Genomic DNA, 24,594 nt, shown 5'->3' with positions numbered 1-24,594 from the left:
ACCGGACGGGTCGGGAACCGGTCTTTCCGCCCGTCCGGCCGAGTAAGCGGGCCCACGGACGGTTAGACGCGGGGTATGGCCGAGACGAAGCGCGAGATCGAGCGGAAGTACGAAGCCACGGCGGGAAGCCACGTCCCGGACCTCACCCGGGTCCGGGACGTCGCGACCGTCGTCGACGAGGGCGTCACGGAACTCGACGCCACCTACCACGACACCCCCGACCTGCGCCTGGCCGCCGACTCGATCACCCTGCGCCGCCGCACCGGCGGCCCGGACGAGGGCTGGCACCTGAAGTTCCCCGTCTCCGCCGGCGTCCGCGACGAGATCAGGGCCCCGCTCTCCGACACCCTCCCGCCCGACCTGGCGGCCCTGCTGCGCTCCCGCGTCCGCGGCGGCGAGGTCGTGCCCGTCGTCCGCCTCCGCTCCGCCCGCGACGTCCGCCGCCTCCTCGACGCCGACGGCGACCTCCTCGCCGAACTCTCCGTCGACACCGTCCACGCCCGGCGCCTGCCCGGAGGACCCCGGGCCTCCTGGACCGAGATCGAGGTCGAGGCCGCCGACGACGCCGACCCCCGCATCCTCGACGCCGTCGGGAAACGCCTGCGCAAGGTCGGCATCCGCCCCTCCCACGCCCCCTCCAAGCTGGCCAAGGCCCTCGCGGAGACGACCCCCGAGGGCGAGCGCCCCGACGGGCGCCCCGCCGCCCCGTCCGGCGAACCCGGCACCGCCGGAGCCGCCGTCCTCGCCTACGTACGGGAACAGGCCGGGGCGATCGTCGCGCTCGACCCCGCCGTCCGCCGCGACCTGCCCGACGCCGTCCACCAGCTCCGCGTCGCCTGCCGCCGCCTGCGCAGCGCCCTCAAGACGTACCGCTCCGTCCTCGACCGCGACGCCACCGACCCCCTCGGCGAGGAGCTCAAGTGGCTCGCGGGCGAGCTGGGCGTCGCCCGCGACCAGGAGGTCCTCGCCGCACGGCTGCGCGCCCACCTCGCCGACGTGCCCCGGACCCTGCGCCTCGGCCCGGTCAAGGCCCGCCTGCGGATCTGGGACACCGCCCGCACCAAGGACGCCCGCCGCCGGGCCCTCGCCGCCCTCGACTCCGACCGGTACCTCGCCCTCCTCGACCGCCTCGACGCCCTGCTCGCCGACCCGCCCCTGCGGAAGGCCGCCTCCCGCGACGCCGCGAAGGTCCTCGCCCGCGCCGTCCGCAAGGACCACGCCCGGCTCGCCGCCCGCGTCGGCCACGCCCTCTCCCTCGCTCCCGGCCACGAGCGCGACCTCGCCCTCCACGAGGCCCGCAAGGCCGCCAAACGCGCCCGCTACGCCGCCGACGCGGCCCGCCCCACCCTCGGCGAACCCGCGAAGAAGTTCGCCGCACGCGTGAAGAAGGTCCAGTCCCTGCTCGGCGAACACCAGGACGGCGTCGTCGCCCGCACCACCCTCCGCGAACTCGCCGTCCAGGCCCACACGGCCGGCGAGACCACCTTCACCTGGGGACTTCTCCACGGCAGGGAGGAGGCGGCGGCGGACGCGGCCGAGCGCGCCCTCCCCGGGGTCTGGGCACGGGCCGCGTCCCTCTGAGCCCGGGGATTCCGGGGCGGCTCGGGGCCGCCGGGCACCGGGGTACGCTTGAGAGTCGCCCCCTGCCCGCTCACGAAGGTTCGAGATGTCTGCTGCCGAGTCTGTCTTCCCGCAGCTCGAAGCCCTGCTCCCGCACGTGCAGAAGCCGATCCAGTACGTCGGCGGAGAGCTGAACTCCACGGTCAAGCCCTGGGACGAGTGCGACGTCCGCTGGGCGCTGATGTACCCGGACGCGTACGAGGTCGGCCTGCCCAACCAGGGCGTCATGATCCTCTACGAGGTGCTCAACGAGCGCGAGGGCGTCCTCGCCGAGCGCACCTACAGCGTGTGGCCGGACCTCGAAGAGCTGATGCGCGAGCACGGGGTCCCGCAGTTCACCGTCGACAGCCACCGCCCGGTGGGCGCCTTCGACGTGTTCGGCCTGTCCTTCTCCACGGAGCTGGGCTACACCAACATGCTCACCGCGCTCGACCTCGCCGGCATCCCGCTGGAGGCCGAGGACCGCACCGTCGACCACCCCATCGTGCTCGCCGGCGGCCACGCCGCCTTCAACCCCGAGCCGATCGCGGACTTCATCGACGCGGCGGTCATCGGCGACGGCGAGCAGGCCGTCCTCGACATGACCGCGATCATCCGCGCGTGGAAGGCGGAGGGCAGGCCGGGCGGCCGCGAAGAGGTCCTCTTCCGCCTCGCGAGGACCGGGAACGTCTACATCCCGCGCTTCTACGACGTCGAGTACCTCCCGGACGGCCGCATCGGCCGCGTCGTGCCCAACCGGTCCGGCGTGCCGTGGCGCGTCTCCAAGCACACCGTCATGGACCTCGACGAGTGGCCCTACCCCAAGCAGCCCCTCGTCCCGCTCGCGGAGACCGTCCACGAGCGCATGTCCGTCGAGATCTTCCGCGGCTGCACCCGCGGCTGCCGCTTCTGCCAGGCCGGCATGATCACGCGCCCCGTGCGGGAGCGAAGCATCACCGGCATCGGCGAGATGGTCGAGAAGGGCCTCAAGGCGACGGGCTTCGAGGAGGTCGGCCTCCTCTCGCTCTCCTCGGCGGACCACACCGAGATCGGCGAGATCGCCAAGGGCCTCGCGGACCGCTACACCGAGGACAAGGTGGGCCTGTCCCTCCCCTCGACCCGCGTGGACGCCTTCAACGTCGACCTGGCCAACGAACTGACCAGGAACGGACGCCGCTCCGGCCTCACCTTCGCCCCCGAGGGCGGCTCCGAGCGCATGCGCAAGGTCATCAACAAGATGGTCTCGGAGGAGGACCTGATCCGGACCGTCTCCACCGCGTACGGCAACGGCTGGCGCCAGGTGAAGCTGTACTTCATGTGCGGCCTGCCGACGGAGACCGACGAGGACGTCCTCCAGATCGCCGACATGGCGATGAACGTGATCGCCGAGGGCCGCAAGGTCTCCGGCCAGAACGACATCCGCTGCACCGTCTCCATCGGCGGCTTCGTGCCCAAGCCGCACACCCCCTTCCAGTGGGCCCCGCAGCTCTCGGCCGAGGAGACGGACGAGCGCCTGCGCAAGCTCCGCGACAAGATCCGCGGCGACAAGAAGTACGGGCGCTCGATCGGCTTCCGCTATCACGACGGCAAGCCCGGCATCGTCGAGGGCCTCCTCTCGCGCGGCGACCGGCGCCTCGGCGCCGTCATCCGCGCCGTCTACGAGGACGGCGGCCGCTTCGACGGCTGGCGCGAGCACTTCTCGTACGACCGCTGGATGGCCTGCGCCGGGAAGACGCTGCCCGAGTACGGCGTGGACGTCGCCTGGTACACCACCCGCGAGCGCACCTACGAGGAGGTCCTGCCCTGGGACCACCTGGACTCCGGTCTCGACAAGGACTGGCTCTGGGAGGACTGGCAGGACGCCCTCGACGAGACCGAGGTCGAGGACTGCCGCTGGACGCCGTGCTTCGACTGCGGCGTGTGCCCGCAGATGGACACGCACATCCAGATCGGCCCCACCGGCAAGAAGCTGCTGCCGCTGACGGTCAAGAAGTAGGACGCCCGGACGACGGCCCGGCGGAGGGATGAACCCTCCGCCGGGCCGTCGCGTCATGTTCGGCATGAGCATGGAACACCCGCCGCCCGCGCTGATCCGCGTCCCCGTCCGGATCGTCGTGCTCGTCGCCGTCCTGCCGGTCCGCATGGCCTGGGACGCCCTCACCGCCGCGGGCCGCCTCCTCGACCGCGCCCTGCTCCGCCCCGCGGGCCGCGCCCTGGCGTGGCTCTTCGAACGCGCGGTGGCCCTTCCGGCCCGGTGGCTGTACCGGTCGGTCCTCACACCGGCGGGCCGGGGCCTGGCGTGGCTGCTCGAGGCGGTGCTCGTGTGGCCGTGGGTGGGGCTGTGGCGGTACGTGGTGGTGCCGGTCGCCCGGTACGGGATCGCGGTCCCGGCCGCGTGGCTGTACCGCACGCTCCTGCGCCCGGCCGGACACGGTCTGCTCCGGGCCCTCGCGGCGGCGGGGGAGGGGATCGAACGGCTCCTGCCCCGGCTGGGCCGGGGGCTGGCGTGGCTGTTCAGGGCGGTGTTCGTGTGGCCGTGGGTCGGGCTGTGGCGGTACGTGGTGGTGCCGGTCGCCCGGTACGGCATCGCCGTCCCCGCCGCGTGGCTGTACCGCCGGGCCCTCGCCCCGCTCGGCACCGGCTCCCTCTTCCTCCTGGAGAAGCTGCTCCTCATCCCCCTGGCCGCGCTCTTCCGGTACGTCCTGCTCCCGCTGCTCCGGTACGGGGTCGCCGTCCCCGCCGTCTGGCTCGGCCGGCACGTGCTCGTCCCGCTGGGGCGGGGCCTGGGGTGGTCCTTCCGGCAGGCCGGACGGGGCCTCGGGTGGTTCCTCCCCCGGCTGGGCCTGGCCCTGTTCGTGTGGCCGTGGGTCGGGCTGTGGCGGTACACGGTCGTGCCCGTCGCCCGGTACGGGGTCGCCGTCCCCGTCCTCTGGCTCTGGAACCGGGTCCTCGTCCCCGTCGGCCGGGAGGTGCGGGACGCGCTCGCCCTGTGCTGGCGAGCCGCCGGCTTCGTGTCGCGGGCCGTCGGCCGGGGGCTCAAGTGGCTCGCGTGGAACCTGGTCGGACGGCCTCTGGTCCGGGTGTGGCGGGTGCTCCGGTGGTGCGGGCGGAACCTGGTCGCGCGGCCCCTCGCCCAGATCTGGCACGGGCTCCGGTGGTGCGCCCGGAACCTCGTCGCGCGCCCCCTCGCCCGGGTCTGGGCGTCCGTCGTCCGGCCGGCCGGGCGCTGGGTCCGGGACGACGTCTGGGTCCCGGCCCGCAGGATCACCGCCGAGGCGGGACGCGCCGCGCGGGAGGCGCTCGCCTCGGCCCGCGCCACCGTCCGGGAGGCCCGCGCGGACGCCTGGCGCGCCTTCGTCGGCGCGGCCCGCCCGGCCGGGCCCCGGGAGCCGGTGGCCGCCCCGGTGCGTACCCCGCTCGGTACGACGAGCACCCCCGAGGTCTCCCTGCGGAAGCGGGGGTGAAACGGGGGGACGGACGCGGAGAGGCGCCCGGTGGTCGTCCACCGGGCACCTCTCCTGGTCCGTGCGGGGGGGGTCCTAGCGGTCCGAGGGGACCGGGGCCGGGCCGTCCTGGTCCGTGCGCGGTGCGCGCAGGAGGCCCTGCGCCTCGGCCGAAGCGGGCGTCGGGGCCGGGGTGCGCTCGGCCAGGGGGACGACCGGGGGACGCGGGGGCTCCTCGCCGAGGAAGACCCGGCGGACGACCCGCTCCGCCGCGGAGCCGTCGTCCCACGAGCAGAAGCGCTCCCGGAAGGCGCGCCGCAGGACGGCGGCCCGCTCGCCCTCCCAGGCGCCGCCGCGGAACGCCTCGATCAGCTCGTCCTCGGTGGTCGCGATCACGCCGGGGGTGTCGCCGGGCTCGCCGGAGAGCAGGTCGAAGGTCACGCCCCGGCAGGTCCGGTAGGACTCCCAGTCGTCGGCGTACGTCACGATCGGCCGGTCGAGGTTGGCGTAGTCGAACATGATCGACGAGTAGTCGGTGATCAGCGCGTCCGCCGCGAGGCAGAGGTCCTCCACCGACGGGTGCCGCGACACGTCGACCAGCGCGCCCCGCTCGGCGAGGGCGCTCAGCTCCGGGTCGCCGCCGTAGAAGTAGTGGGCGCGGACGAGGAGGACGAAGTCCGGGCCGAGCTCGCGGGCGAAACGGGCGAGGTCCAGGCGCGCGACGAACGCGTCCTTCTGGTGGTCGCGCACGGTGGGGGCGTACAGGATCGCCTTCCTGCCCCGCTCGATGCCGAGCTCCTCGCGGACCCGGCGCACGTCCGCCGCGGTGGCGCGGTAGTGGACGTCGTTGCGGGGATAGCCGGTGTCCAGGGTCCGGAAGGCGGCCGGGTAGACCCGCTCCCAGTGCTCGGTGGAGTGCTGGTTGGACGAGACGCTGTAGTCCCAGCGGTCGACGCGCTCCAGGAGCTTGCCGAAGTCCATGCTGCGGGCGACGGCCGGGTACTTCTGCTGGTCGAGGCCCATCCGCTTGAGCGGGGTGCCGTGGTGGGTCTGGAGGTGGATCTGGCCGGGGCGCTTGATCACGGTGTCGGGGAAGTTGACGTTGTTGACCAGGTACTTGGCCCGGGCGAGCGCCTTCCAGTAGCCGAAGGTGGCGGGGGCGATCCGCTCCAGACCGGGCTGCACGGTGCCGGCGTACTCCTGGTTCACGACCCACACGCCGCGCACGCCGGGCGCGAGCTTCCTGGCGGCCTCGTGGACGGCGAGCGGGTTGCAGCCGGGGGTGCGGCCCCAGTACGCCGAGTAGACGGCGAGGTTCTCGTCGACGGGCAGGCGGCGCTGCACGGCGTAGTAGGCGCGCAGGGTCCTGCGGCCGCCCCAGCGCTTGGTGCGACCGAGGGCGCGGAAGGCGTTCTCGCGGGTGCCGTTGGCCGCCTTGAGGGCCTCGAAGGCGGTGTACGAGCCGGTCCGCACCACCTTGAACTTCAGGCCCACCATGCCGGGCGGCGGGGTGAAGCCCGCGGGCTCGTTGCGGCGGTAGACCTGGCCGGCCCGCTTGAGGTAGGCGCGGCGGTGGCTGCGGGGTATTCGGAAGCCCCGGGCGAAGGTGTAGAGGAAGTGGGAGACCATCCGCTCGAAGACGAGCGCGCGGTACGCGTCGAGGCCGGGGCGGCCGTCGAGGTAGTCGAAGACCCGCTGGTACTGGTCGAAGATCACGAAGTGCTTGCGCGGGGAGCTGCTGCGCATGGAGCTGCCCTGCCGGCGCTGCCGGTACTCGACGACGACGTGCTCCAGGCCCGCGACGCGCTCGGCGGCGGCCATGGTCGTGTAGACCACGAGCGCGTCCTCGTACAGGCCGTCGGTGAAGGAGAAGCCCTTTCCGTCGAAGCCGCCGGCGGTGAAGAAGTCGCGGCGGTAGAGGCGGTTCCAGACCACGGCGAAGATCCGCAGGAGTTCGAGCTCGTCCACCGGGTTGACCACCCGGTCGCGGATGCCGGCCAGGTACGGGCCGGTCTTGCTGGCCTCGACGGAGCCGTCGACGTGGGTGCGGACGTGGTCGAAGAGCAGGATCTCCGGGTCCCCGGCCGCGTCCAGCCGCTTCGCCATGGCCTCCAGGGAGCCGGGGCGGATGGAGTCGTCGCCGTCGAGGAAGAGGAGGTAGTCGCCGCGGGCGTGCTCGATGCCGGTGTTGCGGGCCGCGCCGATGCCGCCGTTCTCGGCGCGGTGGACGGCGCGCACCCGGGGGTCGCGCGCGGCGAACTCGTCGACGATCGCGCCGCTGCCGTCGAGGGAGCAGTCGTCGACCGCGACGATCTCGAAGTCCGGCCAACTCTGTGACGTCACCGATTCGAGGCACTCGCGGATGTAGCCCTCGACCCCGTACACAGGGATGATCACGCTGAAACGGGGGGTAGCTGCAGCCGGCATGGCTTGTGTCTCCTCAGTCGAACCGCTCGAACGCAGTATGCAGGAGCGCCTCTGTGAGCTGGAAACCCCCGGGGCTGTGATGTTCGAGGGCCCGGGGGGCGCGGTTTCCGCGGCTGCCGGCGTGCCGTGCGGCGCCCCCGTCGGCGGCGGCGGGCCCGCTCCCGGTGAACGGCCCCTTTCCCCGTGGTGAGCGGGGGCCCAACGGCGCAAGGACGCCGGGCGGGGGCCATCGTCTATCGTGGAGGGCTGCGGCGGCCGGGGGCCGCCGCAGCGTCATGTAGGCCGACGGGCTGGTGAGGAATGTCCCGAGCGACCCTGTGGGTCCCCGCACGCACCGCGTTCTTCCGCGTGCGGCCGCGCGCGGAGCCGGTCCCGCGCGGAGACGTCCGTCACACCGGGACTCCCGGCCCCCGACCGGGCCCGCCGGGGCCCGCTTCTCCGGCGCCGGGGCGGACGGGCCGGCGGCTAAGCTGCGGACCGGGTACCGGGAGGAGCACTGCGGTTCGACGGCGGGCGTGCGGCCCGGCACGTCGTCGGGCGGATCCTTCCCGGAGGGCGGCGGCGCCCCCCGTCGTCGGTCCGCCGGAAAACCGGAAGCACGCCCCGTCATCCCCTCAGGCGCTCGAGCTCGTCGAGCGGGTCTGAAAAGGAAAGGAACGCAGAACTCCATGGCACCCCGGCTCAGCGTCATCGTCCCGATCTACAACGTGGCGCAGTACCTACCCGCCTGCCTCAACTCGCTGGCCGTGCAGACCTTCCAGGACCTGGAAGTGATCATGGTCGACGACGGGTCCACCGACGAGTCCCACGAGATAGCGGCGGAGTTCGCGGCCAGGGACGCCAGGTTCCGGCTGATACGCAAGGAGAACGCCGGTCTGGGCGCCGCCCGCAACACGGGCCTCGAAAGCCTGGCGCCGGAGAGCGAGTTCCTGGCCTTCGTCGACAGCGACGACATGATCCCGCCGGACGCCTACCGGCTGATGATCAGCAGCCTGGACGAGACCGGTTCCTCCTTCGCCACCGGCAACGTGGAGCACATCAACTCCACCAGGATCTGGCAGTCCCCGATGCACCGGTTCCTCTCCCGGGGCGCGGTCAAGGCCACCCACGTCAGCAGGAAGCGCGCCCTCCTGACGGACCGGATCGCCTGCAACAAGGTCTTCCGCCGGGACTTCTGGGAGACGCACTCCCTGCGCTTCCCCGAGGGCGTGCTGTACGAGGACACGCCGGTCATCGTGCCGGCCCAGTACCTCGCCGAGTCCGTCGACATCATCAGCCAGGCCACGTACTACTGGCGGCTGCGCGAGGGCGAGGCGAGCCCCTCGATCACCCAGCGCCGCACCGAGCCGAAGGCCGCCCGGGACCGCGCCTCCGCCGTGGAGAGCGTCAGCCGCTTCCTGGCCGAGCGGAAGGACCCCGTCGCCGACTCGCTCAAGCGCGAGTACGACCGGACCGTGCTCACCGGCGACCTGCGCATCTTCCTCAACGTGCTGCCCGACGGCGACGAGGAGTACCGCACCGAGTTCCTGCGCGTGGCCAACAAGTACCTCGACCAGGTCGACCTGAAGTCGGTCCGCGAGCTGCCCACCAACCTGCGCGTCAAGTGGCTGCTCGTCCGCAAGCACGCCATGGCCGAGCTGCTCGACTTCATCGAGGCGGAGCGGCTGGGCGAGCCGGTCGAGCTCGACGGCGTCGTCCGCAAGTACGCGAAGTTCCCCTCGCTGGAGTCGGACTCCCCGCTGCTCCCCAAGAAGGTCCTGCGCATCGACAAGGACCTCCAGCTGCGCTCCCCGCTGAAGGAGCTGGAGTGGCGGGACGGCAAGCTGCACCTGGCCGGCCACGCCTGGATCGACCGCGTCGACCAGAACAGCAGGCGGAGCGTCGTCAAGCTGCTCCAGCTGAAGAAGGAAGGCACCCAGCGCCGCGTCCTGATCCCGCTGGCCAACGTCTTCGACCCCGAGGCCACCACCGAGTCGGGCTACAAGGGCCGGGGCCACACCTTCGACTGGGGCGGCTGGGACACGGTCGTCGACCCCGCCCGCTTCCGCAAGGGCGGCCAGTGGCAGGAGGGCCTCTGGCACGTCGGCATGCGCGTCATGTCCGGCGGCCTGGTGCGCTCCCGCTCCGTGCACTCGTACGGCTCGGACCGCCTGGCCTACCCGCCCTACCAGTGGCTCGACGAGACCCACCGGATGGTCCCCGAGGTCCGGCGGGCGGCGCTCAAGCTGCGCATCGAGAAGGTGCCGTTCCTGGTCACCGGCTTCGAGCCGTCCGGCGACGACCTCCTCGTCGAGGGCGTGCTGCGCGAGCCGGTCGCGCCGGGCACCGAGGTCTCGCTGTGCGTCGCCAACCAGAGCAGCGGCGAGGAGCTCTTCTACCCGGCGGAGCTCTCGGCGGCCGCCGACGGGAAGACGCCGCTGCGCGTCCGGATCCCGCTGCGCGACATCGCCCTGCTGCCCGAGCACCTGGACACCGCGGAGGCCGTGGCCGGCACCGGCGCCGACCCCGCGAAGCTGATGCGCCGCAACTGGAGCACGCGTCTCCGGTTCGACGAGCCGGGCCGCGAGGAGCCCCGCCAGGTCCGCGTCGTCGTCCAGGACGGCCTGGCCGACCGCCAGATCCGGCTGCCCGAGTCCTTCGGCGAGGAGGCCTCGCGCAACGAGGTGGCCGTCCTCTCCGGCTCCAACGGCTACCTGAAGTTCTCCGGGCGCCCGCTGCGCGCCAAGATCACCGGGATCGGCGTCGAGGACGGCACGTTCACCGTGCGCGGCACCGCGCCCTTCGAGGTCTCGGACCGCTACCACCTGGTCATCAGCGCCAAGGACCGCTTCGACGAGCGCCGCGTCCCGCTGACCGTGGCCTCCGGCGACTCCTTCGAGGCGTCCTTCCGCCCCTCCACGATGTCCGGGGCCAACGGCACGCTGCCGCTCAAGGCCGGCCGCTGGGTGTTCCGCCTGGAGACGTCGGACGACGAGCCGGACGTCCCGCTCGTCGTGGACCGCCTCGCCGCGGACCGGTTCCCGCTGGAGGGGTCGCACAACGGCCGCGACTACCGCCTGGAGGTCCACTGGCAGGACCAGCCGCAGCTCAACTGCCTGTCGGACCTCTCGCGCACGGAGTGGGGCGCGAACCGCCAGTACCAGCTGCGCCAGGAGGTCTACGAGGGCGGCCGCGAGCTGCCGCTGCTCGACCAGGTCCTCTACATCAGCTACAACGGCAAGCAGTACTCGGACAGCCCCCGCGCGGTCCACGAGGAGCTGCTGCGCCGAGGCTCGGACCTGAAGCACCTGTGGCTGGTCAGGGACGGCCAGGTCGAGCTGCCGGACACCGCGCAGGCGGTCAAGTTCCAGGGCAGGGACTGGTACGAGGCCCTGGCGCGCTCGCGCTACATCGTCACCAACGCCCACCTCCCGCACTGGATCAAGCGGCGGGCGGGCCAGGTGATCGTGCAGGCCTGGCACGGCACGATGCTCAAGAAGATCGGCCTGGACATCGACGCGCCCAAGTTCGACCCGAACTACCACGAGCGCCTCGTCCAGGAGGCGGCGAACTGGAACGTCCTGGTCTCGTCCAACCGCTTCAGCACCCCCATCCTGAAGCGGGCCATGGGCTACGACGGCCTGATCGCCGAGACGGGCTACCCGCGCAACGACTACCTCTACGCCGAGGACCGCGACGAGCGGGCCCGCGAGGTGCGCGAGCGGCTCGGCCTGCCCGAGGGCAAGAAGGTCGTGCTGTACGCGCCGACCTGGCGCGACGACCTCTCCCACAGCCGCGGCCAGTTCAAGTTCGACCTCCGGGTCGACCTGGAGGACGCCCGCCGCCGCCTCGGCGACGACCACGTCTTCCTGATCCGCCGCCACTCCAACATCGTGGACAGCATCCCCGGCGCGGGCAACGGCTTCGTCTTCGACGTCTCCGAGTACCCCGACATCGCGGACCTCTACCTGGCCGCCGACGTCATGATCACGGACTACTCGTCGGTCATGTTCGACTACGCGCACCTGCGGCGCCCGATGCTGTTCTTCACGTACGACCTGGAGCACTACCGGGACAAGCTGCGCGGCTTCTACTTCGACTTCGAGAACGACGCCCCCGGCCCGCTCATCGGCACGTCCGACGAGTTGGTCGAGGCCATCCGGGGCATCGACGAGGTCGAGGTCGAGTACCGGGAGAAGTACGAGAAGTTCCACCACCTCTTCTGCGACCTGGACGACGGCCACGCGTCGGCGCGCCTGGCCGACCTGATGTTCAGGATCGCCGAGGAGGGCGCGCCGCTGTAGCAGGCGCTCCCGGCGAACGGAAGGGCCCGGACGCACGGAAGAGCCCCGGCCCGCAGGTCTCCCTGCGGGCCGGGGCTCTTCCCGTGGGCCGGTGGCGGGTCGACCGGGCCGGGGCCCGGCCACCGCCCGCCGGTCACTTCTTGTCGATGATCTTCAGCGAGAGCTGGCCGTTGCTGGAGAAGTACGGGCGCAGCTCGTGCCGGGGACCGGCGACGGCGGCGGGCACGGCGGAGAGCCGGTTGCGCCAGCGGCTCTTCGACGGGGCGGCCTCGGCGGCCGGGGCCGGCGCGCCGGAGGTCTTCACCACCGGGTACGGGTAGGTGAAGACGTCCATCGGGACGAGCACGTCGGTGGCCAGTCGGCAGACGCGGATGCGGGCGGAGCCCTGGTCCGGCAGCAGCCAGAAGTCCCAGACGTCCTCGGTGCCGGGCTGGTGGAGGCGGGCCGCGGCGGCGTTGTCCAGGGCGGCCGTGAAGCGGCCGTCGGCGCCGGCCCGCACCGGGACGGTGAAGTTCTTGTCGGCCTCCTTGCGGTGGACGGCCTCGATCACGCTGTCGGCACCGGGCTCGACGCCCCAGGCCGCGGCGTCGATGACGATCGAGGCGGCGCCGGCGTCCAGGCCCGCGACCTCGACGTGCTGGGCGCGCACCCGGCTCTGCACCCGCAGGGTGCCGTCCGTGTGGGCGTGCGGCAGCAGCAGGGACAGGGCGGGGCCCTCGGCGCGGGGCAGCTCCAGCGACAGGAGCTGGAGGGTGTCGCAGCCGGCCGACCGCAGCGGCAGGTCGAAGCCGGCGGAGCGGATCGTCAGCTCCCAGTCGCCCTCGACGAGCGTGCCGACCCCGGGGACCAGCGCCTCGCCGCCGACGAAGGGGAGCACGACCTCCTCGGCCTTCTTGCGGACGTCCTTGCAGACCAGTTCGGCGTCGCCGTCGGAGGGCAGCCCCTCGACCCGGACCCGGACGTCGCCCCGCGGGGTGACCGTGGCGGTGGCCGTGCGGGGGATCGCCCGGCGGGCCCGCATGGTCTCCACGAGCCGCTCGAAGCGGGCGACGGTCTCGGCCTCCTGGAAGCGGACCACGTTGGCCACCGCGGCGGCCGCCATCTTCCGGCGCAGGTCCTCGTCGGCGATCAGCTTCTCGATGTGCTCGGCGAGCGCCGCCTTGTCGCCGAGCGGCACGACGTAGCCGTCCTCGCCCTGCGTGATGATGTTGCGCGGGCCGTGCGGGGCGTCGTAGCAGACCGCCGGCAGGCCGGCCGCCATCGCCTCGACGGTCACGTTGCCGAAGGCCTCCAGGTGGGAGGGGAGGACGAAGATGGAGCCCTTGGCGAACTCCGGGGTGACCGGGGTGGCCGGGCCCATCAGGAAGACCTGGTTGTTGCTGCCCGTCTCGTTGATCTTCTTGCGCAGGTTGCCGCGCTCGGGGCCGGAGCCGTAGATCCGCAGGCTCCAGTCCGGGTGGCGCGGGGCCACGGTGGAGAAGGCCTCGATGAGGTCGGCGAAGCCCTTGTGCGGCTTGAGCAGGCCGGCGGTGACGACGATCTTGTTGTCGCCGGTGGACATCTGGCCCTCGTGGGCCGGGATGCAGTTGGGCATCGGGGAGAGCAGGTGGCTCACGGCGGGGACGACCCCGGCGATGGTCCGGCACTCGTCCGGCGTCGGCGCCGTGATCGCGTCCATCTTCGGGTAGGCGTCCCTGAAGAGGGCGTCGCGGATGTGCGCGCCGTACCGCGCGGGCCGCGAGTGCTCCATGGCGACCTTGAGGAAGTCGCGGTCCGCGTAGGCCAGCATGATGGTGATCTTGGGGTTGTTGCTGACCACGACGTCGGCGTCGGTCGTGGCCAGGTACTCCATCAGCCGGCGCTCGGCCAGGCGGCTGATCCACGGCTTCTTGTCGGTCGGTTCGTTCGGGTAGATGTGCGGGAAGGCGTCCATCGCCGGGTCGTCGCCGTCGTACGTGTGGGAGTGCTTCCGCGTGTCGGTGAGGGGGAGGGTCTTCACCCGCGGGTCGAGCGGGAAGAACGGGTGGTCGCGGTTGCGGCGCAGGGCGACCAGCTCGACCTCGTGGTGGTCCGCGAGCGCCCCGGCCAGGTTGTGGATGGCGCTGACCACGCCTCCGATGTGGCAGCGGTCGACCAGCAGGAAGGATATTTTCATACCAAGCCTCAACGTGTGCGGAAGTGGAACAGCGAGCGGAGGGGGCGTACGGGACGGACGTCGGGTCTCAGGCTACGGGTCGACCCGCGCCCACGGGGCCCCACCGCCCGTACTCGCCCCGCGCCGACGGGCCCCGCCGCGCGAGCTCGTCCCGCCCCGACGGCCCTCGCCCTCCGTGCTGGCACCCCCACCGTGCGCGCCCGTCCCGCCGGAGAACCACCGGGGCGTCCTCTCCGACCCGGCCGGATCGGCCGAGCCACGGGAACCCCGAACGGCCCGGGCGCGTACTCTGGGTAGTACAAGGAACGTCTCCGGCGCGGTGCCCGCCCCCGAGATCTCCCCGCGGAAGCGGGGGTGAACCGGGCGGACCCCCCGAGGCGACCCGCACAGCTCGTGGACGGCGCGCGCCCGCGCCGCCCCGCAACGAGGAGAAGAACCACTGGGCAAGCGACAGCCCGAAGGCCCGCCGCCCGCACCGGCGGTGCAGCGCATCCGACTGCGCTACACCAAGCGCGGCCGCCTCCGGTTCACCAGCCACCGCGACTTCCAGCGCGCCTTCGAGCGCGCCCTGCGCCGTGCCGAGGTGCCCATGGCGTACTCGGCCGGCTTCACCCCCCACCCCAAGGTGTCGTACGCCAACGCCGCCCCGACGGGCACGGGCTCCGAGGCCGAATACCTGGAGATCGCCCTCACCGAGGCGCGCGACCCGGAGACCCTGCGGGCCCTGCTCGACGAGTCCCTCCCGGTCGGCCTCGACATCACCGATGCCGTCGAGGCCCGCACCCCGGGCCTCGCCGACCGGCTCACCGCCTCCGTCTGGGAGCTGCGCCTCGAAGGCGTCGCCCCCGAGACGGCGGAGAAGGCCGTCGAGGCGTTTCTCGCGGCCGAGACCGTGGAAGTACAGCGCAAGACGAAGAACGGCGTCCGCACCTTCGACACCCGTTCCGCGGTCACCGAGCTGACGGCCGTCCGTCCCCAGGGCGAACCCCGGGAAGATGGGCCGCTGGACAGCGCCTGTGCGATACTGCGGCTGGTTGTTCGGCACGTGACACCTGCCGTACGACCCGACGACGTCCTGTCCGGTCTCCGAGCCGTGGCCGACCTGGCGCCGCCGGTCCCCGCCGCGGTGACCAGGCTGGCGCAGGGGCTCTTCGACGAGGAGTCCGGCACGGTGACCGACCCGCTCGCGCCCGACCGCGAGGCAGTCACGGCCGCTTCACCCACGGCCGCCGCGACCGCCCCGGCGACGGCGCCGGGTACGGACACCGCGTAGGGAGCGGTCGTCACAGCGCAGCCCTGGTACTCGGGAGCCACCTGGGTCGGGCCGCGCACTGACCAGGAGACTTTCGCCAGGCCGTCCGCACAGGGCGTACGGAACCGGCGAGCCAGACATACAGCTCCCGTGCGGCGCCCGCGCCCCGGACGGCGGCACCTCGCCACAGGCGTGACCGTGCCGCCGGACCGGAACCAGGTGCGGCGCCCGGGAGCGTGACGGGAGAACCCCGCATGCCCGAGTCCAACGAAGACACCAACGCCCCCGGTGACAAGCTGCCCCCGCGCCGCAGGCGCCGCGCCGCTTCCCGCCCGGCCGGCCCGCCGGTGACGGGCGAGACCACCGGAACCACCGAGACCCCGGCCGCCGACACGCCCGAGCCCACCGCGCCGGTCGCCGAGGCCGCGCCCGAGGCCGCCCCGGTCGAGACCGAGGCCGTCCCCGCGCCGCGCACCCGTCGCCGCGCCACCCGCAAGGCGACCGCGCCGGCCGCAGAGACGGCGGAGACCGCCGTGGAGCCCGCGCCGGCCCCGGAGCCGGTCACGGAGACCGCGCCCGAGGCCGCCGAGGAGGCCCCCGAGGCAGCTCCGGCGCGCCCGACCCGCCGCCGCGCCACCCGCAAGGCCACCTCGCCGGTGACCTCCCCGGCCCCGGCCGACGAGACCGTGGCGCCCGAGGCCGTCGCGCCGGCGACCGACACGCCCGAGCCCGCCGCCCCGGTCGCCGAGGCCGCGCCCGAGGCCGCCCCCGCGCCGCGCACCCGTCGCCGCGCCACCCGCAAGGCCACCGCCCCGGCCGGCGCGCCCGCCGCCGAGGAGGCCGCCGCGCCCGCCGCCGAGCCGGTCGCCGCGCCCGCGCCCGAGGTGGCCCCGGTCGAGACCGAGGCCGCGCCCGCGCCGCGCACCCGCCGCCGCGCCACCCGCAAGGCCACCTCTCCCGAGGTGGGCACCGCGTCCGAGCCCGCCGCCGCGGCTCCGGCCGCCGAGACGCCCGCCGCCGGTGAGTCGCTGCCCGAGACCGCCGTCGCGCAGATCGCCGCCGACGAGACCGAGGTCGCCGCCGCCGAGACCGCCGCCACGCGCGGCCGGGGCCGCCGCCGCGTCTCCTCGCCGCAGTTCACCTCCGAGCCGGCCCCGGCCCGCGAGCCGCGCCGCGCCGCGCGCCCCGCCGTCGCCGTCTTCCAGGCCCCGGTGTTCGCCGAGCCGATGTTCCAGACCCCGGAGACGGCCGCCGCCGCTGCCGCCGCCGAACCCGTGGAGCCGGAGGCCGACGAGACGGAGGAGACGGTCGAGACGGTCGAGGCCGTGGAGACCGCCGAGCCCGCGGAGAGCGCCGAGCGGACCGAGACCGGTTCCCGTCGCCGTCGCCGCCGTCGCGGCGAGCCCGTCGCCGTCGAGCCCGTCCCGGCCACCGTCGCCGACGAGCCCGAGGTCGAGGCCGCCGCCGACTCGCTCGAGGAGGCCGAGGAGGCCGAGGAGACGGACGAGTACGAGGACCGTCCCTCCCGTCGCCGTCGCCGTGGCGGCCGTCGCCGCCGTCGCGGTGAGCTCGCCGAGGTCGAGGAGACCGAGGACGGCGAGGAGCCGCACGCCGAGGACGAGTCCGAGGAGACCGAGGACGGCCAGGACGACTCCGAGGAGGCCGAGGGCCTCGCCGGCGGCTCCAGCAGCTCCCGTCGCCGCCGCCGTCGCCGCCGTCGCAGCGGGGACGCCTCCGCCGACGCCGAGACGGGCGACGAGGACGGCGTCCGCACGGTCGTCAAGGTCCGCGAGCCCCGTCCGGCCCGCGAGCGGACCGAGCCCGGCACCGGTGCCGACGAGGTCCAGTCCATCAAGGGCTCGACCCGTCTGGAGGCCAAGAAGCAGCGCCGCCGCGAAGGCCGCGAGCAGGGCCGCCGCCGCGTCCCGATCATCACCGAGGCCGAGTTCCTCGCCCGCCGCGAGGCCGTCGAGCGCGTCATGGTCGTCCGCCAGAACGGCGAGCGCACCCAGATCGGCGTCCTGGAAGACAACGTGCTCGTCGAGCACTACGTCAACAAGGAGCAGGCCACCTCGTACGTCGGCAACGTCTACCTGGGCAAGGTCCAGAACGTCCTGCCGTCCATGGAGGCCGCCTTCGTCGACATCGGCAAGGGTCGCAACGCCGTCCTGTACGCCGGCGAGGTCAACTTCGAGGCACTCGGCATGGGCCACGGCCCGCGCCGCATCGAGACCGCCCTCAAGTCCGGCCAGTCGGTCCTCGTCCAGGTCACCAAGGACCCGATCGGCCACAAGGGCGCCCGTCTGACCAGCCAGGTCTCCCTCCCGGGCCGCTACCTCGTGTACGTGCCCGAGGGCTCGATGACCGGCATCAGCCGCAAGCTCCCCGACACCGAGCGCGCGCGTCTGAAGACCATCCTCAAGAAGATCGTCCCCGAGGACGCGGGCGTCATCGTGCGCACCGCCGCCGAGGGCGCGAGCGAGGACGAGCTGCGCCGCGACGTCGAGCGCCTCCAGGCGCAGTGGGAGGAGATCCAGAGCAAGGCGAAGGGCGGCAACGCGCCGACGCTGCTCTACGGCGAGCCGGACATGACCGTCCGGGTCGTCCGCGACATTTTCAACGAGGACTTCTCCAAGGTCGTCGTCAGCGGCGACGACGCGTGGGAGACCATCCACGGGTACGTGAGCCACGTCGCCCCGGACCTGACCGACCGCCTGTCCCGGTGGACGAGCGAGGTCGACGTCTTCGCCACGTACCGGATCGACGAGCAGCTCATGAAGGCGCTCGACCGCAAGGTCTGGCTGCCGTCCGGCGGCTCGCTGGTGATCGACAAGACCGAGGCGATGATCGTCGTCGACGTCAACACCGGCAAGTTCACCGGCCAGGGCGGCAACCTGGAGGAGACCGTCACCAGGAACAACCTGGAGGCGGCCGAGGAGATCGTGCGGCAGCTGCGCCTGCGCGACCTGGGCGGCATCGTCGTCATCGACTTCATCGACATGGTCCTGGAGTCCAACCGCGACCTGGTGCTGCGCCGCCTCCTGGAGTGCCTGGGCCGGGACCGGACCAAGCACCAGGTGGCCGAGGTCACCTCGCTCGGCCTGGTCCAGATGACCCGCAAGCGGGTCGGCCAGGGCCTCCTGGAGTCCTTCTCCGAGACCTGCGTCCACTGCAACGGGCGCGGCGTCATCGTCCACATGGAGCAGCCGACCACCTCCGGCGGCGGTGGCGGCGGCAAGCGCGCGAAGAAGCGCGGCCGCGGCGGGGACGGGCACGCCCACGAGCACGAGCACACCGGGACCGTGGAGACCGGCGCCGAGGACGCGGCCCACGAGACCGAGACCGAGGCCGAGGTCGCGGCGGAGCTGGCCGCCCCGGTGGCCGTGCCGGTGCCGATCGCCCCGGACGAGGAGCTGTACGGCTCCGTCGCCGAGGCGGAGGCGGCCGCCACGCGCGGCCGTGGCCGCCGCCGCGCGACCCGCAGGGTGACCGCCCCGGTCGCCCCGACGCCGGTCGCTCCTGCCCCGGTCGTGGAGACCGAGGCCGAGGCCGTCGTGGTCGAGCCGGTGACCGAGCCGGCCGCCGGTCCCGAGGCCGTCGAGCCCGCGCCCGTGACGGAGACCGCTCCGGAGACCGGGACCGCTTCCGAGACCGTGGCCGAGGCCGTGGTCGAGGAGCCCGCCGCCCCGGCCCCGCGCGGCCGTCGTCGCGCCACCCGCCGGGCGACCTCCCCGGTCGTCTCGACCACGGAGCCGGCCGAGACGGTCACCGTCGTGGAGACCACGACCGAGACCGTGGCGCCCGCCGAGGAGACGGAGCCGGAGCCCGTCGCGGCCCGGGAGCCCGTCGAGGAGCCCGCCCCGGAGCCGGCCGCCGGGCCCGTCGCCGAGGAGGCCCCCGCGGCCGCCCCGCCGCGTGCGCGCCGCCGGGTGGTCCGCAAGGCCACCGCCCCCGCCGGTTCGCCCGCGGGCGCCGAGGAGGCCGCCGTCGTCGTGGTCGCCGCGGCCCCGGCCGCGGAGACCGAGGCCGCCGAGGACGAGCCCGCCCCCGCCAGGAAGACGGCGGCGCGCAAGACCACGGCGAAGAAGGCCACGGCCAAGAAGGCCGCCACCAAGAAGACGGCGGCGACCAAGAAGACCGCGGCGAAGAAGACGACGACCGCCAAGAAGACCACGGCCAAGAAGGCGGCCGAGAAGACCGCCTCCCCGGCCCAGGACTGACCGGCGGGCGCGGGCCGCCCCCCTCCGTACGCGACGTGCGGGGAGGGGCGGCCCGCGCCGTCCCGGGCGAATTTGACCCCCCGCGTCGGCCGCCCGTAACCTAGACCGTCGGTGCGTCTTTCGGCGCGCCGCGCCTCTGAGCACCTCCCTCCCGCTCGTCGGGAGAGGCCGCTCGTCCGATTCCGGAACGCCGCGGACCCCCGGGTCCGTGTGAGCGGCTGGCTTCAGAGGTTTCGATCCCGAGTGAGAGAGAGATCCGCGTGTACGCCATCGTGCGCAGCGGTGGTCGCCAGCACAAGGTTGCTGTCGGCGACATCGTTGAGGTTGACAAGATTTCCACTGCCAAGGTTGGCGACACGGTCGAGCTCTCGACCCTGCTCGTTGTCGACGGCGACGCCGTGACCAGCGACCCGTGGGTCCTGGCCGGCATCAAGGTCACGGCCGAGGTCGTGGACCACCACAAGGGCGCCAAGATCGACATCCTGCGCTACAAGAACAAGACCGGCTACCGCCGTCGCCAGGGTCACCGCCAGCAGTACACGGCGATCAAGGTCACCGGTATCCCCGCGGCTGCGAAGTAAGAGGGACTGAGACATGGCACACAAGAAGGGCGCATCGTCCACCCGGAACGGGCGCGACTCCAATGCCCAGCGGCTCGGCGTGAAGCGCTTCGGCGGTCAGGTCGTCAACGCGGGTGAGATCCTGGTCCGCCAGCGTGGCACCCACTTCCACCCCGGCGCGGGCGTCGGCCGTGGCGGCGACGACACGCTGTTCGCCCTGCAGGCCGGTTCGGTGCAGTTCGGCACCCACCGTGGCCGCAAGGTCGTGAACATCGTTCCGGTCGCCTGATCGGATCTTTCGCGGAGGCGGACCTCACTTCCCGGCAGGGGAAGCGGGTCCGCCTTTCGCGTGTTACCCGATAGACATTCCATACGTAACACCCTGGAGGCACCACCATGACCACCTTCGTGGACCGCGTCGAGCTGCACGTCGCCGCGGGTAACGGAGGCCACGGCTGCGCCTCCGTCCACCGGGAGAAGTTCAAGCCGCTCGGCGGGCCCGACGGCGGCAACGGCGGCCGCGGCGGCGACGTGATCCTGGTCGTCGACCAGTCGGTCACCACCCTCCTCGACTACCACCACTCCCCGCACCGCAAGGCCACCAACGGCCAGCCCGGCGCCGGCGACAACCGCTCCGGCAAGGACGGCCAGGACCTGGTCCTGACCGTGCCCGACGGCACCGTCGTCCTCGACAAGCAGGGCGACGTCCTCGCGGACCTGGTCGGCCAGGGCACCACCTTCGTCGCGGGCCAGGGCGGTCGCGGCGGCCTCGGCAACGCGGCGCTGTCCTCCGCGCGCCGCAAGGCCCCCGGCTTCGCGCTCCTCGGCGAGCCCGGCGAGGCGCGGGACATCGTCCTGGAGCTCAAGACCGTCGCCGACGTGGCCCTCGTCGGCTACCCGAGCGCCGGCAAGTCCTCGCTGATCTCGGTCCTCTCGGCCGCCAAGCCGAAGATCGCGGACTACCCCTTCACCACCCTCGTCCCGAACCTGGGCGTCGTCACGGCCGGCTCGACCGTCTACACCATCGCCGACGTCCCGGGCCTGATCCCGGGCGCCAGCCAGGGCCGCGGCCTGGGCCTGGAGTTCCTCCGCCACGTGGAGCGCTGCTCGGTCCTCGTCCACGTCCTGGACACGGCGACCCTGGAGTCCGACCGCGACCCGGTCTCCGACCTCGACGTCATCGAGGAGGAGCTGAGGCAGTACGGCGGCCTCGACGACCGGCCCCGGATCGTCGTCCTCAACAAGATCGACATCCCGGACGGCCAGGACCTCGCGGACATGATCCGCCCGGACCTGGAGCAGCGCGGCTACCAGGTGTTCGAGGCCTCCGCCGTGGCACGCACGGGCCTGAAGGAGCTCTCCTTCGCCCTCGCCGGCATCGTCGCCGAGGCGCGCGCCGCCAAGCCGAAGGAGGAGGCGACCCGGATCGTCATCCGCCCGAAGGCCGTCGACGACACGGGCTTCACGGTCACGTACGACGAGACCGAGGAGGTCTACCGGGTGCGCGGCGAGAAGCCGGAGCGCTGGGTCCGCCAGACCGACTTCAACAACGACGAGGCCGTGGGCTACCTGGCCGACCGCCTCAACCGCCTCGGCGTCGAGGACGCGCTGATGAAGGCGGGCGCCCGCGCGGGCGACGGCGTCGCGATCGGCGCCGAGGACAACGCGGTCGTCTTCGACTGGGAGCCCAGCATGATGGCCGGCGCCGAGATGCTCGGCCGCCGCGGCGAGGACCACCGCCTGGAGGCCCCGCGCCCGGCCGCGCAGCGCCGCCGGGACCGGGAGGCCGAGCGCGGCGACGACGCCCAGCGCGAGTTCGACGAGTTCGACCCCTTCTAGCCCCGATCCGTCGCAGGCCGTCCGCGCCCGTGAGGTCCCCGAGGACCGAGCGGCGCGCGGGCGGCCTTCGCCGTTCCCGGCGCGGGGGAGCGGGGTTCTCGAACAGCCGGACGGGAGGGTCGGTGGGACGGGTGAGACGGGGCCGTTCGGGTGGGGGGGACCCGTATCATCGCCCGTGTGAGCATCATCACCTCCACCCCCGTAGCGGGGAAGCTCGCCGTTGTGGTAATCGCACACAATGACGAGGGGCTGGTCGGCGAGGCCGTCCGTTCCGTACTGGACCAGGGCCCCGTGATCGCGGAGGTCGTGGCCGTCGACGACGGCTCGACCGACGGCACCGGCCGCGTCCTGGACGAACTGGCCGCCGTCCACCCCCGCCTGCGCGTCGTCCACCGCACGCGGAACAGCGGCGGCTGCGGCACCCCCCGCAACGACGGCTTCCGAGCGGTCACCGCCCCCCTGGTGATATTCCTCGACAGCGACGACGTCCTGCCCGGCGGCGCCGCCGAAGCCCTGGTGGCGGCCGCCGAGCGCCACGGCGCCCCCGTCGCGGTCGGCGCCTGCGTGCGGCGGGAGCTGCCCGAGGGCCGCGACGTGCGCTGGCAGCCCGCGCTCTACCACGAGCCCGCCCTCCTGGAGACCGCGGCGGACCTCGCCCCGCTCGTCCACGACACCCTCTGCGTCAACAAGGTCTACGACCGCGCCTTCCTCGCCGAGCACGGCATCCGCTTCCCCGACGGCCGCTGCGTCTACGAGGACTTCCTCTTCACCGCCCGCGTCCTGGCCGCCGCCCCGCGCGTCGCGGTCGTCCCCGACACCGTCTACATCTGGCACGTGCGCCGGGCCGCCGCCCGCCCGTCCCTCTCCCTCGACCGGGACGGCATCGCCAACTGGCGGGCGCGGGTCGCCGCCCACCGCCTCGCCGTGGAGACCTTCGAGCAGGCCGGCCGCACGGGGCTCGCCGCCGCCTGCCGCACCAAGTTCCTCGCGCACGACCTGCGCATGTACGCCCGCGACCTGCGGTCCCACGACGCCGAGTACCGCCGTGCCTGGTGGGCGCTGGCCCGCGAGCACCTCGGGACCTTCGGCGAGGACGCGATCGCCGCCGCACCCCCCGCCGCCCGCTGGGCGGCCCGGCTCGTCCTGGCCGCCGAGGAGCCCCGCGACCTGGAACGGCTGTCCCGGCTCGCCGCCGATCCGCCCCGCCTGCTCCCGCCGTACGCCCGTAAGGGTGATGTCGCCGTCTGGTCCGACGACCTCCCGGTGGAACTCGACGGCGCGGACGCCCTGCCCCTCGACGCGCTCCCGCCGCTCGTCGACGGCGAACCGCGCACCGGAGCGTTCGGCGGCGATCTGCGGTTCACGGTCCGCGACCAGTACGGACGGCTGCGCGCGAACCCGCCGCGTACCGTCCGGATCTGCTTCCTGCCCCGGGGTGCCGACACGCCCGCCCGCACGGCGGAGACCGCGCTCACGGAGACGGCGGGCGGCTGGTCCGGGAAGGTCCCCGCCGGACTCACCGGCCTGGCCCGGGAGGGCCGCCGCCGGGGGAGCCGAGGGGTCCAGCTCTGGGACCTGCGGGCCGAGGTGACCTGCGCGGACGGCACGTCCTTCACGACGGCGCTCCGGCTCCCGGAGGACCGGCAGCGACGGTCGGCCGTGCCCAGCAGCCGGTACGGTGTACTGCTGGTGCGGCAGTACACCACGGCGAACGGCTCGCTGGCGGTGCGGCTCGCACCCGGGGTCCGTGACGGGCTCCGGGCGGTCGGATCGAAGCTCCGCAGGGTCCGCCGCGGTTCTCAGCGAAAGGGGTTTGGGGCATGACTTACCTGATCACCGGCGGTGCCGGTTACATCGGCTCCCACGTCGTCCGCGCCATGACGAACGCGGGCGAGCGGGTCGTCGTCCTCGACGACCTGTCCACGGGGTACGAAGAACGGATCCCCGAAGGCGTCCCCCTGGTGGTCGGCTCCACCCTCGACCGCGAGGTCCTGGACCGCACGATCGCCGAGCACGGCGTGACGGGCGTCGTCCACCTCGCCGCCAAGAAGCAGGTCGGCGAGTCCGTCGAGCTGCCGCTGCACTACTACCGCGAGAACGTCATCGGCCTCACGGTCCTCCTGGAGGCCGTCGCCGCCGCGGGCGTGCGCAACTTCCTCTTCTCCTCCTCCGCCTCCGTCTACGGTATGCCGGACGTCGACCTCGTCACCGAGGAGACCCCGTGCCTGCCGCTGAGCCCGTACGGCGAGACGAAGCTGGCGGGCGAGTGGCTGGTCCGCGCCGCCGGCGCCGCCCACGGCATCTCCACGGCCTGCCTGCGCTACTTCAACGTGGCCGGCGCCGCGACCCCCGAGCTGGCCGACACCGGGGTCTTCAACCTGGTCCCGATGGTCTTCGAGCGCCTGGACGCGGGCGAGGCCCCGCGGATCTTCGGCGACGACTACGACACCCCCGACGGCACCTGCGTCCGCGACTACATCCACGTCGAGGACCTGGCCGACGCGCACCTGGTCGCCGCGCGCAAGCTCGCGGAGTGGGCCGAGGCGGGCGAGCCGCGCGACCTGACGGTCAACATCGGCCGAGGCGAGGGCGTCTCCGTCACCGAGATGGTCGCGCTGATCAACGAGATCACCGGGCACACCACCGAGCCCCTCGTCACCCCGCGCCGCCCCGGCGACCCCGCCCGGGTCGTGGCCTCCGCCGACCGCATCGCCGCCGAGCTGGGCTGGAAGGCCCGCCACGACGTGCGCGAGATGATCTCCTCGGCCTGGACCGGCTGGGTCGCGCGCCGCGGCGCCACGGTCTGACCGGAGCAC

At 73.4% G+C, this 24,594-nt stretch carries 13 protein-coding genes; 11 read left to right on the top strand and 2 right to left on the bottom strand.

Features of this window, described 5'->3' with window-relative positions:
* The first annotated feature begins 75 nt into the window (after positions 1-75).
* From ACFY7E_RS06920 to ACFY7E_RS06910, 3 genes are all read left to right on the top strand, one after another.
* Positions 76-1,581: a CHAD domain-containing protein gene (locus ACFY7E_RS06920; RefSeq protein WP_389481589.1), complete on the top strand. Its 1,506-nt coding sequence runs from the start codon at positions 76-78 to the stop codon at positions 1,579-1,581.
* 85 nt (positions 1,582-1,666) lie between these two features.
* Positions 1,667-3,595: a TIGR03960 family B12-binding radical SAM protein gene (locus tag ACFY7E_RS06915; protein ID WP_389481587.1), complete on the top strand. Its 1,929-nt coding sequence runs from the start codon at positions 1,667-1,669 to the stop codon at positions 3,593-3,595.
* 64 nt (positions 3,596-3,659) lie between these two features.
* Positions 3,660-5,063 (top strand): hypothetical protein, encoded by a 1,404-nt coding sequence (locus tag ACFY7E_RS06910; RefSeq protein ID WP_389481585.1) that lies wholly within the window; start codon positions 3,660-3,662, stop codon positions 5,061-5,063.
* Positions 5,064-5,138: 75 nt separating this feature from the next.
* On the opposite strand, the gene ACFY7E_RS06905 is transcribed toward ACFY7E_RS06910, so the two are convergent.
* On the bottom strand, positions 5,139-7,469 hold the full coding sequence (locus ACFY7E_RS06905; RefSeq protein WP_389481583.1) for a CDP-glycerol glycerophosphotransferase family protein: 2,331 nt from the start codon (positions 7,467-7,469) through the stop codon (positions 5,139-5,141).
* A 668-nt stretch (positions 7,470-8,137) separates the two neighbouring features.
* Between ACFY7E_RS06905 and ACFY7E_RS06900 the strand changes: the two genes are divergently transcribed.
* Positions 8,138-11,752 (top strand): CDP-glycerol glycerophosphotransferase family protein, encoded by a 3,615-nt coding sequence (locus tag ACFY7E_RS06900; RefSeq protein WP_389481581.1) that lies wholly within the window; start codon positions 8,138-8,140, stop codon positions 11,750-11,752.
* A gap of 133 nt (positions 11,753-11,885) precedes the next feature.
* Here the strand turns inward: ACFY7E_RS06900 and ACFY7E_RS06895 are convergent, their stop codons facing one another.
* On the bottom strand, positions 11,886-13,907 hold the full coding sequence (locus ACFY7E_RS06895; RefSeq protein WP_389481579.1) for a glycosyltransferase: 2,022 nt from the start codon (positions 13,905-13,907) through the stop codon (positions 11,886-11,888).
* A gap of 481 nt (positions 13,908-14,388) precedes the next feature.
* Here ACFY7E_RS06895 and ACFY7E_RS06890 point away from each other — a divergent pair, with 481 nt between their 5' ends.
* From ACFY7E_RS06890 to galE, 7 genes are all read left to right on the top strand, one after another.
* On the top strand, positions 14,389-15,180 hold the full coding sequence (locus ACFY7E_RS06890) for a TIGR03936 family radical SAM-associated protein (RefSeq protein WP_383446947.1): 792 nt from the start codon (positions 14,389-14,391) through the stop codon (positions 15,178-15,180).
* A 233-nt stretch (positions 15,181-15,413) separates the two neighbouring features.
* A complete protein-coding gene (locus ACFY7E_RS06885; protein ID WP_389481577.1) occupies positions 15,414-19,379 on the top strand; it encodes an Rne/Rng family ribonuclease in 3,966 nt (1,321 codons plus the stop codon).
* Between the two features lie 260 nt (positions 19,380-19,639).
* Positions 19,640-19,960, top strand: a complete 321-nt coding sequence (rplU, locus tag ACFY7E_RS06880; RefSeq protein WP_015033583.1) for a 50S ribosomal protein L21 — start codon at positions 19,640-19,642, stop codon at positions 19,958-19,960.
* Positions 19,961-19,973: 13 nt separating this feature from the next.
* Positions 19,974-20,228, top strand: coding sequence for a 50S ribosomal protein L27 (rpmA, locus tag ACFY7E_RS06875; RefSeq protein WP_010041940.1), 255 nt, complete (start codon positions 19,974-19,976; stop codon positions 20,226-20,228).
* A 107-nt stretch (positions 20,229-20,335) separates the two neighbouring features.
* The gene (gene obgE / locus ACFY7E_RS06870; RefSeq protein WP_389481574.1) at positions 20,336-21,778 is read left to right on the top strand and encodes a GTPase ObgE; all 1,443 of its coding nucleotides are present in this window, start codon (positions 20,336-20,338) and stop codon (positions 21,776-21,778) included.
* A 177-nt stretch (positions 21,779-21,955) separates the two neighbouring features.
* A complete protein-coding gene (locus tag ACFY7E_RS06865; RefSeq protein WP_389481571.1) occupies positions 21,956-23,602 on the top strand; it encodes a glycosyltransferase family 2 protein in 1,647 nt (548 codons plus the stop codon).
* Positions 23,599-24,585, top strand: a complete 987-nt coding sequence (gene galE / locus ACFY7E_RS06860; RefSeq protein WP_383440817.1) for a UDP-glucose 4-epimerase GalE — start codon at positions 23,599-23,601, stop codon at positions 24,583-24,585. The genes ACFY7E_RS06865 and galE overlap by 4 nt, the downstream gene beginning before the upstream one ends.
* Positions 24,586-24,594 lie beyond the last annotated feature (9 nt).

The sequence above is a fragment of the Streptomyces sp. NPDC012825 genome, assembly GCF_042900925.1.
In the GTDB taxonomy this organism is placed as follows: Bacteria; Actinomycetota; Actinomycetes; order Streptomycetales; family Streptomycetaceae; genus Streptomyces.
Note: the sequence above shows the minus strand (reverse complement) of the source record. Positions and strands in the feature narration are given on the sequence as shown.